Origin of the sequence: Hymenobacter rigui (genome assembly GCF_003944715.1) — a bacterium.
GTDB classification, from domain to species: domain Bacteria; phylum Bacteroidota; class Bacteroidia; order Cytophagales; family Hymenobacteraceae; genus Hymenobacter; species Hymenobacter rigui.
The window spans coordinates 429,562-445,115 of the sequence record NZ_RWIT01000002.1; the positions used below are offsets into that span (position 1 = coordinate 429,562).

Genomic DNA, 15,554 nt, shown 5'->3' on the forward strand with positions numbered 1-15,554 from the left:
CCAGGCAGCCGGCGGAGTCAGGGCGTTGTACTGATTTCGGCGGCGCGGAGTTGCCACGGCCGATAATTCGCCCTCAACGCCGCAAGGTAGCGCATTTCGGTCGACTCTTTTCTATCCGCCCGGGCCGGATTTCCCGTAAACCGTAGGCTGCCGCTTTGGCTGCCTTTGCCCCGCTACTCACCGGAGGCCCGCCGGCCTCTCTCCTGCCCTTTCCCACTTATGCCCGACCAGCTGCTTGCCGCCGACCCGCACAGCCACGCCCGCCCCGCCGAGGTAAGCGTGCATCACCTCGCCCTCGACCTGACCGTGGACTTTCAGCTCCGCCAACTGCGCGGCTCCGCCACCTGGCAACTCACCCGTTCCACCTCCTCAGCTGAGCACCTGCTGCTGGATGTGCGCGGCCTGCACTTAGAGGCCGTGCTGCTCGATGGTCCCGATGGCGCCCCGGCCGAATTCGAGCTGGGACCTGACGATGCCGTGCTGGGCCAGGCCCTGCGTATCAGCCTCCGTCCTGATACCACGGCCGTGTGCATCCGCTACCGAACGGCTCCCGACGCAGCCGCGCTGCAATGGCTCAGCCCCGAGCAAACGGCCGGCCGCCAGCAGCCGTTCCTGTTTACCCAGTCGCAGGCTATTCTGGCGCGCACCTGGCTGCCGTGTCAGGATTCGCCGGGGGTGCGCTTCACCTACGAGGCCCGCGTGACGGTACCGCCGCATCTGCTGGCCCTGATGAGTGCAGAGAACCCGCAGCAGCTCGACCCGGGCGGCCATTACCAGTTTCACATGCGCCAACCCATTCCGGCCTACCTCATGGCCCTGGCCGTGGGCGACGTGCAGTTCCAGGCTCTGAGCGCCCGCACCGGCGTGTACGCCGAGCCGGTTACCTTACCGGGAGCGGCCCGCGAGTTTGAAGACCTGGAGAAGATGGTAGCCGCCGCCGAAGACCTGTACGGTCCTTACCGCTGGGAGCGGTACGATTTGCTGGTGCTGCCGCCCTCCTTCCCGTTCGGGGGCATGGAAAACCCACGGTTGACTTTTGTAACGCCCACGATTTTGGCCGGTGACCGGAGCCTGACCAGCCTGGTGGCCCACGAGCTGGCCCATTCCTGGAGCGGCAACCTGGTCACTAACGCCACCTGGAACGACTTCTGGCTGAACGAGGGCTTCACTGTGTACTTCGAGCGCCGCATTATGGAGCAACTCTACGGCCGGCCCTACGCCGATATGCTCCAGGTGCTGGGCAATACCTCCCTGCATCACACCCTGCAGGAACTCGGCCCCGATAGTCCCGATACGCACCTGCACCTCAACCTGGCCGGCCGCGACCCGGACGAGGGCCTTAATGATATTGCCTACGAGAAGGGCGACTATCTGCTCCTGACCCTGGAAAATCTGGTGGGCCGTCCTACCCTCGATACCTTTATAAAGGAGTACTTCGCGCGGCACAGTTTTCAGAGCATGGACACAGCCTCGTTTGTGCAGTACCTGCGCCGGGAGCTGCTCGACCAGCACCCCGGCCTGGAGGAGAAGCTGCAGCTGGAAGCCTGGATATATGGCCCGGGCATTCCGGCCGGAGCGCCGCCCGTTTTCTCGGAGCGGTTTGCGGCTGTGGATGCCGCGGTGCAGAGCTGGCAACGGGGTACCCCGGCCACTCAGCTCGCCACGGGCAGCTGGAGCAGCCACGAGTGGGTACACTTCCTGCAGCATCTCCCCCGCCAACTTTCTTCCGAGCAACTAGCCGAGTTGGATGATGCTTTTGGCCTTACCCGGTCCGGCAACTCGGAAATTCTGGCAGCCTGGTTTCCGCTTACAGTTGCGGCGGGCTACGCGCCGGCTGATGAGGCGTTGCACCAGTTTCTGCGGCACGTGGGGCGGCGCAAGTTTCTTACGCCCCTGTACCGGATACTGCTGACTACCCCGGGCGGCCCCGAGCGGGCCCTGCAGCTCTACGCGCTGGCTCGTCCCAACTACCACGCTGTGGCTACCAGCACGCTGGATGCCCTGGTAGGTCGTCCGCCGCACTAAGCTGCTCCAGCAGCCGGCCGTGTCGTACCGCTGGTGAAGCGCATTACGTTACTTTCGTCCGGAAAAATGGGCCGCGCAACCGCTGAAGCGCGCGGGTTGACATTACTTTTTTACTTGTGCAGCTGGCCGGATGGCCCGAAGCTTGCTTGCAAAGCCCGGTAAGTAAGCCGGATTTTCCTCGGAGGCGGCTGTTTCTTTCATTTGCTTTAGTTGATTTCTGCCTTGAAAAACCATAAACCGCTCGGTAAGCTCATTGCCATTGGAGGCAATGAGGATAAGGGCACCTACCCAAACCCCCGCACCAAAAAGAAGTACTATCTCAATTTTTTTGAGCTGGGTATTCTGAAACGGGTGGTACTGGAGTCAGGCAAGGAGGACCCTCAGATTGAGGTAATCACCACGGCCTCTATGATTCCGGAAGAAGTAGCCCGCGTTTATTTGTCCTCGTTCACGATGCTGAACTGCAACAACGTGAACATTATGGACATCCGCACCCGTGAAGACGCGCTGCAGCCCCAGTACCTGGAGCGCCTGCGCCAGGCCGATATTGTCATGTTCTCGGGGGGCAACCAGTCGCGCCTGACCGAAATGTTCGGCGAGACGGAATTTCTGACCACGCTCAAGCAACGGTACTACTCCACGCCTAACTTCATTATTGCCGGTACCTCGGCCGGGGCCGTCGCCATGTCGAAGACGATGGTGAAGGGCGGCAGCGTGCCGGATGCGCTGATGAAAGGGGCCGTGAAAATGGGCAGCGGCCTGGGCTTTCTGGATAACGTGGTCATCGACTCGCACTTTGTGAAGCGGGGCCGTTTCGGCCGTTTGCTTGAGGCAGTGGCGCTGCATCCCAAGCTCATCGGCATTGGGCTGGGCGAGGATACGGGTGTGCTCATCACGGAAGGAAATCAGCTGGAAGCCATCGGCTCCAACCTGGTTATCATCATGGACGGGCACAAGCTGGAACACAATAATGCCGCCGCCGCCAAAAAAGGGGAAGCCATTTCCATCGAAAATATGCTGCTGCATGTGCTGGTGAAGGGCAACCTCTACGACGTAACCCAGCGCGAGTTTTACCCCGACTTGAAGCTCCGTCAGCAGGCCGCCGAGTCAGAACGACTCACGGCCGGCAAATCGGCCAACGCCCCAGCCCCGGCCGGGTAAGCTCGATTAACCAAATGCATAAAAACCCCTTATTCAGGCTGAATAAGGGGTTTTTAGATTTATCCAAATGCTATATTGCCTGATCGGGAAGCCGTTGCTCTATTGCAACGGCTACTCCTTATATATATAGCCACCTGAAACGCAGCCAGGACCGACGCCGTGTGCTTTCGGTTTAGCCTTTGTAAATGGCGACCGAAGGAGTGTGGTCGGCGGAGGTTTGCCAGGCCCGGTACATACCTTCGGAATTGAAGGGCAGGGCCACGTTACCGGCCGCATCCACGGCTACCAAGCCTCCCTCCCCTCCAATCGGCGCCAGTTTGTCGTGCACTACCACGCGGCAGGCTTCGGCCAGACTCAGGCCCCGGTACTCCATCAGGCAGCTGATATCGTGCGCTACCACGGCCCGCAGGAAAAACTCGCCGTGCCCGGTGCAGCTGATGGCGCAGGTGCGGTTATCGGCGAAGGTGCCGCTGCCGATAATGGGCGAGTCGCCGATGCGGGAGAACTGCTTGTTGGTCATGCCGCCGGTGCTGGTAGCGGCGGCCAGGTTGCCGTGCTGGTCGAGGGCCACTGCGCCCACGGTGCCCATTTTCTTTTTCGGGTCTTCGTGCGTGGGGGTAGCCGCCGTATCGGCGGACTGCGCTTCGGAATGGTCGAGGCGCATACGGCCTTCCTGCAGCGCCTCCTGCAGCTGGTCGTAGCGCTGCTGGGTGAAGAAATATTCCTGGGGCTGGGTGGGCAGGCCGTGCAGCCGGGCCAGCTCATCGGCCCCGGGCCAGGCCAGCAGTACGTGCTCGGTTTTCTCCATCACCAGCCGGGCCGCCCGGATGGGGTTCTGCACCGTTCGGGCTCCGGCTACGGCTCCGGCTGCGCGGTTGCGGCCGTCCATAATGGCGGCGTCCATTTCGTGGTGCCCGTCGTGGGTGAATACCGCGCCCCGGCCTGCATTGAACAGCGGGCAGTCTTCGAGGCTGCGCACGGCCTGCTCCACGGCATCCAGCGCGGCCCCACCCTGCCGGAGCACGCCGTAGCCGGCGGCCAAAGCCGCCTGCAGGGCCTGGTGGTAGGCATGTTCTTTTTCGGGGGTCATCAGGGCGGGCGAAATGGTGCCGGCCCCGCCGTGCAGGGCCAGAGCGAAGGGAGCAGTCATGGGTAAAAAAGTTGGTGGGTGGGCAAAAACGCAAGGTAAAGGTAGTCAGGCTACGGGCCCGGAATGGGCTTACGCGACCGGAACGAACCGCGTTTTTTTTCGTAGGTTTGGTTTACTGTTTTCAACTCCCCAAACATATTCAACCTTATGGCTTACGAAGCTACCGGCCGCCTGCACGAAATTTTCGACGAACAGCAGGTGAGCGAAAAATTCCGCAAGCGCGAGTTCGTGCTGGAGGTCGTAGACGGCCAGTATCCCGAGCATATCAAGTTCCAGCTGGTACAGGATAAAACCGCGCTTATCGACCCCTACAAAATCGGCGACGAAGTAAAAATCTCCTTCAACCTGCGGGGCCGCGGGTTCAACAAGAACGGCCAGATGCTGTACTTCACCAACCTCGAAGCCTGGCGCATCGAGTCGGGTGCCGGTGCCGCCGCTGCTCCCCAGGGTGGTGGTTATCAGCAGGCCGCTCCCCGCGCTGCTGCCCCCGCTCAGAACTCTAACCCGAACCTGCGCGCCTCGGCCGCTCCCATTGCTTCGGACGACGACAACGACCTGCCTTTCTAAGGTTAAAAAGCTGCTGGCTGAGAGTTACTAGCTGTTAGCTTTCGGCTGTCTTACCTCTTAAAAGCCGCTTCCGCACGCCGGAGGCGGCTTTTTTTAGTTGTCAGTTGCTCGTTGTCAGTTGTCAGAACCCATCTAACAACAAGCAGCTAACAACGAGCGAACAACTGACAACGAGCAACTGACAACTAAAACGCATGCACACGCTGCACCAACTGCGCACCGGCGCGCTGGCCGGAGCCACCCGCCTGGACCTACGCGGAGGTCTGACTGAATTTCCGCGGGAAATTTTTGCGCTGGCCGATACGCTGGAAATCCTCAACCTCACGGGCAATGCCTTGCGGGAGCTGCCAGCCGACCTGCACCGCCTGCACCGGCTACGGATTCTGTTCTGCTCCGAAAACCAGTTTACCGAAGTTCCCGCCGTGCTGGGTCAGTGCCAAGCGCTGGAAATGGTTGGCTTCAAAGCCAACCAGATTCACACCCTGCCCGGCGCGGCCCTGCCCCCCCGGCTGCGCTGGCTGATTCTGACCGACAACCAGCTGACCGCGCTGCCCCCGGAAATTGGCCGTTGTGCGCGGCTGCAGAAATTGATGCTGGCCGGCAATCAGCTGCGGGAGCTGCCGCCGGAGCTGGGCCAGTGCCAGAATCTGGAGCTGCTACGCCTCTCGGCCAACCAGTTGCCCGGGCTGCCTGATTGGCTGCTGCAATTGCCCCGCCTGACCTGGCTGGCGTACGCCGGCAACCCGTTTGCGGAGCCGGCTGAGGCGGCGGCCCTGGCCCACTCCCCCATCCGGGAAATCAGCTGGGGCGAAATTGAGCTGCAGCACGTATTGGGCGAAGGTGCTTCGGGAGTAATTTCTCAGGCCGAGTGGCAGAACACGCCCGTAGCGGTAAAGCTGTTCAAAGGAGCCGTAACCAGCGACGGACTGCCGCACAGCGAAATGGTGGCCTGCATCCGGGCCGGGGCTCATCCCAATCTGATTCCGGTCCTGGGCAAAGTGGTGAACCACCCGGCCGAAGCGGAAGGCCTGGTGCTGGAGCTCATCAGCCCGGAATTTGGCAACCTGGCCGGGCCGCCCAGCTTCAGCACCTGCACCCGCGACGTGTACGCACCGGGCACCACCTTTTCGCTGACGGCGGTGCTGCGGATTGCCCAAGGTATTGCGGCGGCGGCGGCCCACCTGCACAGCCGCGGCATTCTGCACGGCGACCTGTATGCGCATAACATTCTGGTAGCGGCCGACGGGCGCAGCCTGCTGGGGGATTTTGGCGCGGCGGGCTTCTTTGACGTGGGCTCACCGACGGCAGCCGCGCTGCAGTGCCTGGAGGTGCGGGCGTTTGGCTACCTGCTGGAAGAGCTGCTGGACTTTTGTCCGGAGGCTACGGCTGACAATGCCACTGCTCAGCAGCTCCGGCATTGGCAACAGCGCTGCCTGCAGCCCACCATTGCAGCCCGGCCGTTGCTCGCGGAAATCAGCCAGGAGCTGCAAGGGCTATTGTTTTCTGCGGAAGCCGCTCAACCTTCCGGGTCGGGGCTACGTCTGTAAGTAGCACATTGCCGGCGCGGTGGTACTTTGCGGCGGCACTTCGTTTCTCTCCCATTCTCATTTTTCTGCATGACAACCGTTTCAGTGCTGCCACTGGCCGGAAAAACCGCCCTGGTAACCGGGGCCACCAGCGGCATTGGGCTGGTAACGGCCCGGGATCTGGCCCGGCGTGGTGCCCGGGTAGTGCTGGTGGGCCGCGACGCCGATAAAGCCGCCCGGGCGCAGCAGGCCATTCAGCTGGCGGCCGGGCCTGAGGCACTGGTGCATGTGAAGTGCTTCGACTTATCGTTGCTGCGGAACGTGCATCAGCTGGCCGACGAGATGGAGCAGGAGTTTGACCAGCTGGATATTCTGGTGAATAACGCCGGTATTATGCCGGGCCATTTTGCGCTGACCGAGGAAGGCCACGAACTATGCTGGGCCACCAACCACCTGGCTCCCTACGTGCTGACGAACCGGTTGCTGCCGTTGCTGGATGCCGCCGGCCGGGCCCGGGTCGTTACGGTTTCCTCGCTGATGCACTGGGTGGGCGAGATTGAGCCCGACCGCAACATGCGCAACTCGCCGGATAACTACAGCTGGCTCACGGCCTACGCCGATTCCAAACTGGCCAACATCCTGTTCACCAAGGAACTGGCCCACCGCCTCGACCTCACCGGCATCACCGCCAACTGCCTGCACCCCGGCATGGTGGACACCGGCCTGATGCGCCCCGATACTTCGGCCGTTATGAAGGCCCTATGGTGGATGGCCCGTCCCGCCATAACCTCCCCGGAGCTCGGCGCACAAACCACTCTATACTTAGCCACTGCGCCCGAAGTAGCCAGCCAGAGCGGGCGCTATTTTGCCAACTGCAAGCCGGCGCGCTGCTCCGGCCGGGCCAGCAGTGCCCAGGAAGCCAGCCGCCTCTGGCGCGTCTCGGCGGAGGAAACCGGCGTGGAATGACGTGCGTTAGTAGTTTTTAAGCAGCCTTTTTTGCTTTGTCATACTGCCGCCATTACCACATACATCCATGACCGAGCTACTGGAACTGATTAAGCAGGGCGAAGGGGAACGGCTGGAGTTCAAGCAGCGCACCACCCACCCTACCCGCATTGCCCGCACGTTGTCGTCGCTGGCCAACACGCACGGGGGCCGGGTGCTGGTGGGCGTGGATGATAACGGCCGGGTGCTGGGCGTGCGCGACGTGGAGGAGGAACTGTTTCAGCTTCGGCAGGCGGCCCAGCATTACATTGACCCGCCCATCCGGCTGCGGTTTGAGGAAGTAGAAACCGAAAACGGCCGGACCGTACTCATCGTAACCGTGCCGGAAAGCGCCGAAAAACCTCACCGCGCCCAAATAGCCGACGATGAATGGCGCACTTACGTGCGGGTGCGCGACGAAAGCGTGCTGGCCAGCTTCCTCACCGAGAAAGTGCTGGAACGCCAGGAGCCAGCACCGCAGTTCGAGCGGATTCCGTTAAACAAGGAAGAGCTGGCCGTGCTGGAATACCTGCGGCAGAATCCGCGTATTACGCTGCCGCAGTACATGAAACTGCTCAACATCGGGCAGCGCCGGGCTTACCGCACCCTCATCAAGCTCACGCTGCACGGCTACATCAAGCACCACGACAAGCAGAAGGAAGTGTATTACACGCTCTGATTGGGCTCCAGCAAATCCCAGAGGTTGCCGTATAAATCGGCGAATACCAGCACGGTACCGTAGGGCTCCGTTACCGGCGGCCGCACAATGCGCACGTTTTGCGCCAGCAGGCGGGCGTGGTCCCGGGCGAGGTTATCGGTGTAGAGAAACAGGGCCACGCGGCCGCCGGTCTGATTGCCGACTGCCGCTTGCTGGGCGGGCGTGGCCGCCTTGGCCAGCAGCAACTTCGCGCCAGTTGCGCCGGGTGGTGCAACTCGTACCCAGCGCTTTTCCGGACTCAGCGGCGTGTCTTCCACCAGCACAAACCCCAGCTTTTCCGTGTAGAAGTGAATGGCTTCGTCATAGTCCGCCACCACTAGGGTAACAAGAGCAATACGCTGAGGCATGGAGTTTCGCTTTGTACTTGCAGATTATATTAATTATATAATTTTTGCTTTTCTAACCTGTACACAAACCACCACAACAATACACTATCTACTACAATCTTACAGAAAGTAATTGTTAGTTCAATTCGCCCTATCATGAAATTAAAAAGCATCATACTGACAACTATGTACGACGCATATATCACTGTATCCAAATTGGCTTTATATCCATATATATCCAATACATCAACTAGCTTCCAATATCCCGCTGACACTAATATATCTAGCAAACTAAAGGTAGAGGCCAGTCAAAGCATATACAACAACATAGTTGCTTTGTAACCAGAGAAGAAGGACATAACCAGCCAAATGAACGAAATAAAAATAATATTCTTTGCAAAGACATATAAAAGCAAACATTTATCTGGTTTAATCAATTGTTTCATAATTCAGTAATGAATAAAAAATAACCCTCATCCAATTTGAACAAAGGTTATTTTTTAAATTTCTAGTCTTGTTGACGAGCTTTCAGAGCTTTTTTCTCTTCTTTAGCGGCCTTTTTTTCCTTGGTGGTTTTGGCCGGCTCTTTCTTTTTCTCTTTGCGGGGTTCCTGGGCTTTTGCCATGATGCGTAGTGTGGGATAAAGGGTGAATCAGAAGGTTTTTAACGTGGTGCTGGCAGCGGGTGTTGTGCCGCGCGCCGGATTAGTGCAGCACCGGCAGGTACCGTTCCCGCAGCAGGTTGAGATGGTGCGCCTCGTGGCCGGGCAGAATGTAGGCCAAAGCCCGCACGCTCACCGGCTGCCCGCTGGCCGTACCCTGGCGGCTCACGTCCTCAGCCGTAAACGACTCCAGCAAGCTGAGCGTGGCGGCCCGTACCGTGTCGTACTCTGCCAGGATATTGGCAAAGCTCCGGGCATCCGCCCCGGAAACGGGTACGTAGTCGTCCTGCTCGAAACCGGGGAGCGGCGTTGTATCGCCCCGCCCGATGCGCAGGACGCGGTAGGCGAAGATGCGCTCCGTATCGAGCATGTGCACCAGATTTTCCTTGATGCTCCACTTGCCCGGGGCGTACCGGAACGCGCCCTGCTCCTCGGTGAGGCCGGCCAGCAGCTGGCGCAACTCCCGGGACTGCCGGCGCAATGCTTCCAGCGGGTCTTCGGCAATCAGCTTCACATACGTATGGTAATACGGGGCGTACTCGGTGGAGGAGGGTAGGGTGAAATGGGTGCTCATGGCGGCGAATGTAGCGGAATCCGGATAACTTCGGGGCGAGCCGGTGCACGGGTCGCATGCTGGGCTGAGTGCGGCCTGCCGGAACTCTCCGGTCTATCCAAGGCCATTCGGCATTCTTATACGTTCACTACATGCGTTTTCTCGTTTGGCGTCGACTAGCCGGTGGGCTGCTGATGCTACTGGCCTTACACGCCGCTGGCATTACCCTCGACGCCCTCACCGACCAAGCCCGCCCGGCCGACTGTTTAGTAGTGCCTGGCAACACGGTAAACCTGGACGGCAGCCTTTCTCCGCGCTTAAAGGCCCGTCTCGATGAGGCGCTACGCTTGTACCGGGCCGGCGTAAGTCGGCATATTTTCGTCAGCGGCGGCTTGGGCAAGGAAGGTCATTTTGAGGGTACTGCAATGCGCCGCTACCTACTGCAGCAAGGAGTGCCCGGCACAGCTGTTTACATTGACAATCAAGGCAGCAATACTTTGGCTACGGCTCAGAACTTTGCCCAGCTGGCCCAGGCGCAACATTGGAAATCGGCAGTGGTTGTGTCGCAGTTTTTCCACTTGAGCCGCACCAAGCTGCTGCTGCGGCAGGCGGGAATTACGCGCGTTTCGGGGTCGGCAGCCCACTACGTGGAAGTGCGCGACGGGTACGCGCTGTTGCGGGAGGTGCCGGCGCTGTATGCGGCGTGGTGGCGCTGACGAGCTGTAACGCTACCCCTACCGGGGCCGTACACGCTGCACACAACCTCAACATTTCCTCATGTCTTCGATTACCGAAAAAGGCCTCTCCATTTCCAAAAACGCCCTGTTTAGCGTATTCCTGAACCGCGCCGGCAAGCTGCTGGGCCGCCCCTTTAAGGTGGTGATGGTACTCAACGAAGTAGCCAATAAGCTGGCCAGCAAAGACAGCGGCGACAATAAATTCAAGCAACTATTCGACATTGCCGGCACCGTTATTCGGATGGTGCGCAACTACATCAGCGGCGAGTACCGGCAGATTGAAACCGGCACCATCGTATCGGCGCTGGGCGTGCTGCTGTACGTATTGTCGCCGGTGGATCTGGTGCCCGATTTTATTCCGGTAGTGGGTTTTTTGGATGATCTGGCCTTGCTGAGCTGGTTTGTGGAGAAATTCCAGGGCGAAATCACCCGCTTCCGCGAGTGGGAATCCACCCACGCCGACCAAGAAACAGATGATATTCCGGCGGCATCCCGCAACCTGAAAGCCTCCAACACCAATACCCAGAACACGCCGGCCGTAGCCGAGCTGGGTCACTCCTAGCATCACAGATTTTACAGATTGCGCGAATTACGCAGATTCGTTTTGGAACGCCCGACCGGTTTTGGTCGGGCGTTTTGCGTTGAACGGCCCTACAAGACACTGCGCCTTCCCCCGCGAAACACTGCGAGAAATCGGGTTGGCAAGCAGCCGAAGCCGTACTTTTACGTCTTTCAGACCACCTCCACCCCCTTTCATTTACAGAATGACAATTCGTACCCGGCTGGCGCTGCTGGCTTTCACGCTGCTTTCGGCCCTGCCCGCGGCCCGCGCCGACGAGGGCATGTGGCTGCCGCTGCTGCTGAAGCAGCTCAACGAGGCCGACATGCAGAAAAAAGGCCTTCAGCTTACCGCTGAGCAGATTTACTCCATCAACCAGGGCAGCCTCAAAGACGCCATCGTGCAGTTTGGCGGCGGCTGCACCGGCGAGATTATCTCCGACCAGGGCCTGCTGCTCACCAACCACCACTGCGGCTACGGTCAGATTCAGAGTCATTCTTCCGTGGAGAAGGACTACCTGACGAAAGGCTACTGGGCCATGGACCGCAGCCAGGAGCTGCCCAACCCCGGCCTCACGGCCACCTTCATCGTGCGCATGGAGGACGTGACCAGCCAGGTGCTGGCCGGCGTGCCAACCAAAGGCATTGCCGAAGCCGACCGGGAGAAAATGGTGCAAACCAACTCACAGCGCGTGGCTCAGGCTTCGGTGCAGGGAACAGGCTACCAGTCTTTCGTGCGGCCCATGTTCAACGGCAACGAATACTACCTGTTCGTAACCGAAGTATTCCAGGACATCCGCCTGGTGGGCGCGCCCCCGAGCAGCATCGGCAAATTCGGTGGCGACACCGACAACTGGGCCTGGCCCCGCCACACCGGCGACTTCAGCATCTTCCGCATCTACGCCGGCCCCGACAACAAGCCCGCCCCCTACTCCCCCGATAACAAGCCCTTCAAGCCCCGCCACCACCTGCCCATTTCCCTGGGCGGCGTGCAACCCGGCGACTTTACGATGGTGTTCGGCTTTCCCGGCCGCACCAACGAGTACCTCACCAGCTGGGGCGTGGAAGAAACCTACGCCCTTTCCGATCCGGCCAAAATCCGTGTTCGGGAAGCCAAGTTGAAGGTGCTGGACGCCGATATGAAGGCTTCCGACAAAGTGCGGATTCAGTACGCGGCCAAATACGCCAGCATTGCCAACTACTGGAAAAAGTGGATTGGCGAGGTACGCGGGCTGAAAAAACTGGATGCCGTGCGCGTGAAGCAGCAGCAGGAAGTGCTGTTTCAGCAGTGGGCCGAAAGCGGCGACGAAGCCCGTCGGGCCACCTTCGCCACCCTGCTGCCCGATTTGCAGCGCAACTACGCCACCGCCCGCGACTACACCCTGGCCCGCGACTACGTGACCGAGGCCGCCTTAGGTGTGGAGCTGGTGACCTACGCCAACAGCCTGCTGCCCTTGTTGGAGCTGGTGGATAAGAAGGCCCCCGCCGCCGAGCTGGCCGCCGCCGTGGACAAAGCCAAGAAAGGCACCCCGGGCTTCTTCCGCAACTACAACGCCCCCACCGACCAGAAGGTAGCCGCCCAGCTGCTGCCCCTGTACGCTGCCGGCACCCCGGCCCGCCTGCTGCCCGCTTACGTGAGCAACCTGCAGAAGCAGTACACCGCCCAGGGCGGCTGGAACGCCTACGCCGCCCAGCTGTTCAGCAAGTCGCGCCTCACGTCGCAGGAGTCGGCGCTGGCGGTGCTGGACGAGGTGGCTCAGGGCAAGGCCGATGCGCTGCGCCAGGACCCCGCCGCCCAGTTGGCCTCGGCCATCATCGGCAACTATCGCACGGCTATTCTGCCCACTTACACCGCCGCCACCGACCAGATTGCCCTGCTCCAGCGCACCTACGTGGCCGGCCTGCGCCTGCAGCAGCCCGAGCGCAAGTTCTACCCCGATGCTAACTCCACCCTGCGCCTCGCCTACGGCCAGGTAGCCGGCTACCAGCCCGCCGACGGCACGAAGTACGACTTCTACACCACCCTCGACGGCATCATAGAGAAGGCCGACCCCACCAACCCCGAGTTTGAAGTGCCCGCCCGCCTCGCCGAGCTGTACCGCAACAAGGACTTCGGCCCCTACGCCTACAAAGGCACGGTACCGGTGGCATTCATTGCCACCAACCACACGACAGGCGGCAACAGCGGCTCGCCCGTTATCAACGGCCGCGGGGAGCTCATCGGCACCAACTTCGACCGGAACTGGGAAGGCACCATGTCCGACATCATGTTCGACCCCGACCGGGTGCGCAACATCACCCTGGACGTGCGCTACATGCTGTTCGTAGTGGATAAATTCGCCGGAGCCAGCCACCTGGTGAAGGAAATGACCCTGGTGGGCAGCTCCAATGATGCCACGCCAAATACCAATGGCAAGAAACTGGAAAAAATCAAAGTGAAGCGCAAGCCCGCAAAGGAAAAAGCGTAATCAACGCAGCTTGGAGTTATAGGGAAACGCCCGCCGGAAATGTATCTTCCGGCGGGCGTTTGTGCTTTATATGGATTTGACACCGCTATTTCCCGATTTACAGATAATCAGCCGTGGTTTGCGAGAGCAATCCAGCAAACTCAAATTCAGCTATTCCGAAACCACTATTCGAATTCAGGCACCGGCTTACAGCCCGGAAAATACGTGGCACGCTATCCTGGTTTGGCTGGGAATAACAGGAATTTTTAGCATTGGTGCTTTCATCAGTGGAGCGTATGCGTTTGGGGTAATAACGGCACTTTTTGGGTTGGGGTCCGCTTGGCATATGTACTGGACGCGCAACAACCCTCCCTCTTTAGAGGCTGTACGGTTGCAGAACGATGTTATAGTCAGCATGCTCAATCAGCAGATTACGGTGGAGCATCTGCATCCATACTTCCGGCAACGGGTAAGTGAAACTGCTGTGGTAGCCTTCCAGGAGGTGCGCGAGATAAGAGCTAACCTAATCGGCAGGTCTGAGGAGATGGAGTACGGCGAAGTGTATTTACTACTGACCAACAACACTCGCTTATACTTGGCGGAGGTTGAAACAATGGATACTGCCCGAAAAATAGCCCGCGTGCTGCGGCAGGTGCTGGGGTTGCCCGTAGAGCCGGAGCCGAAAGCATGGTGGCAATTCTGAAAGGCTGCGCTACCTTGTGCGGCACTCCTTTCCCCTCGCCCGCTATGCGTCTTTTGTGGCCTTTTGCAACCGCTCTGCTTTTCAGCATTACCGGGGCAGCTTCCGCTCAGACTTCTCCTCCCGCCCTGCTCCTGCGCCCCGCCGCCGTGTTCGATGGTGAAACACTGCACCTAGGCTGGGCGGTGCTCACGGAGGGCAACAGGATTAAGGCCGTGGGTCCCGCCGCCCAGCTCCAGGCCCCGACCGGTGCCCGCACACTGGAGTTGCCGGGCCTCACGCTGCTGCCGGGCCTCATCGAGGGCCACAGCCACCTGCTGCTGCACCCATACAATGAAACGCCCTGGAACGACCAGGTGCTGCTGGAATCGGAAGCGTTGCGGGTGGCCCGGGCCACGGTGCACGCCCGCCAAACGCTGGAAGCCGGCTTCACCACCGCCCGCGACCTGGGCACGGAAGGCGCGGGCTACGCCGATGTGGGCCTGAAACAAGCCATCGACCAGGGCCTGATTCCGGGCCCGCGCTTGCTGGTAGCCACCCGGGCGTTGGTGGCCACCGGCAGCTACGGTCCCAAGCTTTCCGTGGACGTAGATGTGCCCCAGGGAGCCCAGGAGGCCGATGGTACCGACGGCATCATCCGGGCCGTGCGGGAGCAGATTGGCAAGGGCGCCGATATTATCAAGGTGTACGCCGACTACCGCTGGGGCCCCAACGAGCCCAGCCGCCCTACCTTCACCCAGGAGGAGCTGAACCTGATTGTGCAAACCGCCCGCAGCGCCGGCCGCCCGGTGGTGGCCCACGCCAGCACGCCCGAGGGCATGCGCCGCGCCACCCTGGCCGGCGTGCAAACCATCGAACACGGCGACGGGGGCACGCTGGATGTATTCAAACTGATGAAGCAGCGCGGTGTGGCCCTCTGCCCCACCGTAGCCGCCGGCGACGCCATTTCCCGCTACCGGGGCTGGCAGCCCGGCCAAGTGCCCGAGCCTGAGCGCATCCGCCAGAAGCGGGAAAGCATGCGCCTGGCCCTGCAAAGCGGCGTGGAGCTGGCCGTAGGCGGCGACGTGGGCGTTTTCCAGCACGGCGACAACCTGCGCGAAGCCGAGCATCTGGTGCAGAATTACGGCCTCAGCCCATTGCAGGTACTGCGCGGCCTCACCGCCACCAACGCCCGCCTCTTCCAACTCCCCGACCGGGGCCGCCTCCAGCCCGGCCTCCTCGCCGACCTCATAGCCGTGCCCGGCGACCCCACTCAGGACATCAAAACGCTGCGCCAGATACAGCTGGTGGTGAAAGGCGGGGTGGTTGTGAAAGAGTAACAGAACCGTCATTGCGAGGAGGCACGACGAAGCAATCCGTCCTTCCCCCCGCCTCAACTCATCCTCATAATAAAGCCCCTGACGTGCACACGCAGGGGCTTTATTAGTACAAGTATACTTTG

Annotated in this window: 13 protein-coding genes and 1 pseudogene; 11 read left to right on the top strand and 3 right to left on the bottom strand. The window is 60.5% G+C overall.

Annotated features, from left to right (window positions below; all coding sequences use genetic code 11):
* Window positions 1-219: 219 nt before the first annotated feature.
* Together EI291_RS06005 and EI291_RS06010 are read left to right on the top strand one after the other, a co-directional pair.
* The gene (locus tag EI291_RS06005; protein WP_125418903.1) at window positions 220-2,025 is read left to right on the top strand and encodes a M1 family metallopeptidase; all 1,806 of its coding nucleotides are present in this window, start codon (window positions 220-222) and stop codon (window positions 2,023-2,025) included.
* Between the two features lie 222 nt (window positions 2,026-2,247).
* On the top strand, window positions 2,248-3,186 hold the full coding sequence (locus tag EI291_RS06010) for a cyanophycinase (protein WP_125418904.1): 939 nt from the start codon (window positions 2,248-2,250) through the stop codon (window positions 3,184-3,186).
* A gap of 172 nt (window positions 3,187-3,358) precedes the next feature.
* Here EI291_RS06010 and EI291_RS06015 read toward each other — a convergent pair whose 3' ends face one another.
* The gene (locus EI291_RS06015; protein WP_125418905.1) at window positions 3,359-4,336 is read right to left on the bottom strand and encodes an isoaspartyl peptidase/L-asparaginase family protein; all 978 of its coding nucleotides are present in this window, start codon (window positions 4,334-4,336) and stop codon (window positions 3,359-3,361) included.
* Between the two features lie 147 nt (window positions 4,337-4,483).
* Here EI291_RS06015 and EI291_RS06020 point away from each other — a divergent pair, with 147 nt between their 5' ends.
* The 4 genes from EI291_RS06020 (at window position 4,484) to EI291_RS06035 (ending at window position 8,092) form a co-directional block, all read left to right on the top strand.
* Window positions 4,484-4,903: a DUF3127 domain-containing protein gene (locus EI291_RS06020; protein WP_125418906.1), complete on the top strand. Its 420-nt coding sequence runs from the start codon at window positions 4,484-4,486 to the stop codon at window positions 4,901-4,903.
* Between the two features lie 194 nt (window positions 4,904-5,097).
* Window positions 5,098-6,450 carry a leucine-rich repeat-containing protein kinase family protein gene (locus EI291_RS06025; RefSeq protein ID WP_125418907.1) on the top strand — a complete coding sequence of 451 codons (1,353 nt, stop codon included), beginning with the start codon at window positions 5,098-5,100 and terminating at the stop codon, window positions 6,448-6,450.
* 69 nt (window positions 6,451-6,519) lie between these two features.
* Window positions 6,520-7,395 (top strand): SDR family oxidoreductase, encoded by an 876-nt coding sequence (locus tag EI291_RS06030; RefSeq protein WP_125418908.1) that lies wholly within the window; start codon window positions 6,520-6,522, stop codon window positions 7,393-7,395.
* Window positions 7,396-7,462: 67 nt separating this feature from the next.
* A complete protein-coding gene (locus EI291_RS06035; RefSeq protein ID WP_125418909.1) occupies window positions 7,463-8,092 on the top strand; it encodes an AlbA family DNA-binding domain-containing protein in 630 nt (209 codons plus the stop codon).
* Here the strand turns inward: EI291_RS06035 and EI291_RS06040 are convergent.
* Window positions 8,080-8,478, bottom strand: coding sequence for a VOC family protein (locus tag EI291_RS06040; protein WP_125418910.1), 399 nt, complete (start codon window positions 8,476-8,478; stop codon window positions 8,080-8,082). The two genes, EI291_RS06035 and EI291_RS06040, sit on opposite strands and share 13 nt — an antisense overlap.
* 683 nt (window positions 8,479-9,161) lie before the next feature.
* Complete coding sequence (locus tag EI291_RS06045; protein WP_125418911.1) at window positions 9,162-9,692, bottom strand: DinB family protein; 531 nt, start codon at window positions 9,690-9,692, stop codon at window positions 9,162-9,164.
* A gap of 131 nt (window positions 9,693-9,823) precedes the next feature.
* On the opposite strand from EI291_RS06045, the gene EI291_RS06050 reads away from it, so the two are divergent.
* The 5 genes and pseudogenes from EI291_RS06050 (at window position 9,824) to EI291_RS06070 (ending at window position 15,432) form a co-directional block, all read left to right on the top strand.
* Window positions 9,824-10,387, top strand: a complete 564-nt coding sequence (locus EI291_RS06050) for a YdcF family protein (RefSeq protein ID WP_205701565.1) — start codon at window positions 9,824-9,826, stop codon at window positions 10,385-10,387.
* A gap of 316 nt (window positions 10,388-10,703) precedes the next feature.
* Window positions 10,704-10,802: pseudogene (locus tag EI291_RS23480) on the top strand (YkvA family protein); the annotation flags it as partial.
* Window positions 10,803-11,172: 370 nt separating this feature from the next.
* Window positions 11,173-13,434: a S46 family peptidase gene (locus tag EI291_RS06060; RefSeq protein WP_125418913.1), complete on the top strand. Its 2,262-nt coding sequence runs from the start codon at window positions 11,173-11,175 to the stop codon at window positions 13,432-13,434.
* Window positions 13,435-13,504: 70 nt separating this feature from the next.
* Entirely contained in the window at window positions 13,505-14,116 is a 612-nt protein-coding gene (locus EI291_RS06065; RefSeq protein WP_125418914.1) for a hypothetical protein, read from the top strand.
* Window positions 14,117-14,160: 44 nt separating this feature from the next.
* On the top strand, window positions 14,161-15,432 hold the full coding sequence (locus tag EI291_RS06070) for a metal-dependent hydrolase family protein (RefSeq protein WP_125418915.1): 1,272 nt from the start codon (window positions 14,161-14,163) through the stop codon (window positions 15,430-15,432).
* Window positions 15,433-15,554: the final 122 nt, after the last annotated feature.